This window comes from Rhizobacter sp. P1_G5 (genome assembly GCF_056405435.1).
Window position 1 is genome coordinate 1 of sequence record NZ_JBFUCB010000934.1, and the last position, 1,627, is coordinate 1,627.

Consider the following 1,627-nt stretch of genomic DNA (forward strand, 5'->3'; position numbering starts at 1 on the left):
TGCCAGCGGCAGCCGATGTGGTGCACGACGACCAGCGCCCGCAGCACCGGCACCAGTCGCTCCGGCAGCCGCGTCGCCCGCCAGTACTCGGCCTCGACGGCCAGCTCGTTCGGGCTCACGCGGCCGGTCAGCAGCGCGTGCGCCGCCTGCAGCCAGCTTTCGCCGGCCAGCATGCGGTTGTACGTCAACAGGTAGGCCATGTCGATGTAGGGCAGGCCGCACAGCATCGCATGCTCCCAGTCGATCACGCCGGTGATCTCGCAGGTCTGCGGGTCATACATCACGTTCTCGATCTTGAAGTCGCCGTGGCTGCAGACGTCCAGCCACACGTGGCCGAGCACGTGCTCGCGCATGTGCTGCCCGAGCCGCTGAAGCGCCGGCGCGGCGTGCGGGTTGCGCAGCGCCGCCGATTCGAAGATCGGCTGCAGGCTGGTCTCCCAGGCCTCGTCGTCCATCACGCGCTTCACGCAGGTCACCTCGTGCAGCGCCAGCAGGAAGCGCTGCGCGGTGCGCGTCACGCGGTCCAGCCCCGGCACCGGCGCATCGGCGGTCACGCCGCGCATGTGCTGCAGCACGAAGCAGTCGTTGCCGTCGAGCTTGAAGCGGTCGAGCACGCGTGGCAGCAGAACGCCCAGGTGGGCCGGCAGCATCGCATGCAGGCGGCGCAGGCTCTCGGCCTCCTGCATGCGGCGCGACACCGCGAGCGGGTCGCGCGTGACGACGACGACGCGCGAGGTCTCGCGATCGGAATCCGGCTGGAAGGTCGCGATCACCTTGCCGCTCAGCAGCACCAGGTACTGCACCCAGTGGAACTGGCTGCCGCCGGCCTGCAGCGTCAGCGCGACCGCGTCGATCAGGCCGGGCTGCGCATCGCCGATCCAGCCGACCGCCGCCAGCGCCGGCGCGAACCAGCGCGCTGCGCGCGGGCCCCACAGCCACTGCTTGATGCGCTCGCGCGTGAGGCCCTGGTTCTTGGTCGGCAGGTAGCCGGTGGGCGCGATGGCCTCGCTCATGCCGGCGTATTCGTTGAGCAGCAGCGGATGCACGCGCGGCGAACGCACGCCGAGCCGGCGCAGCTGCGACGCCAGCGTGAACCACGGCGAGGCGCTCGATGCATGCAGCCGGCGCGCGAACCGGGCGCGGCTCAGCCCGAAGCGGTTCGGCGTGGCCACCAGCACGAAGGCGCCGTCGCGCAGCAGCGGGCGCGCGTGGGCGAGCAGCCGGCCCAGGCCGCCGCGCACCTTGGCCAGCGCGCGGCCGCTCAGGTCGCTGACGATCAGGCCGTCGAAGGTGACGGCCTCGGCCCGGTGCAGGTCCTCGAGCGCGATCACTTCGACGTGCGACCAGCCGTGCGCCCGCACGCGCTGCGCGAGCTCGTCGGCGCTGCGGCCGTCGGCGGCCAGCACGCGCACCCGCGCGCAGCGCTGCGCCAGCGCGGTGATGGCCGGACCGCCGTCGTCGAGGCAGACGATCGCGCGCCCGCCCAGCGGCCCGACGAGCAGCTCCCAGCCCTCCTGCCACGCAGGGACGTTGTGCAGCGCTGCCGGCTGCGAGATCGCCGGCGCCACCGGGGAAGCGAACGCGGATGCGGCCATCAGACGAAGATTCCGGGAAAGGTCATGCGGGC

1 protein-coding gene is annotated in these 1,627 nt (G+C 72.5%); it reads right to left on the reverse strand.

Features of this window, described 5'->3' with window-relative positions:
- The coding region (locus AC1D12_RS32890; protein ID WP_477845315.1) for a phosphotransferase family protein at nucleotides 1-1,595 on the reverse strand (1,595 nt) is incomplete at its 3' end.
- Nucleotides 1,596-1,627: the final 32 nt, after the last annotated feature.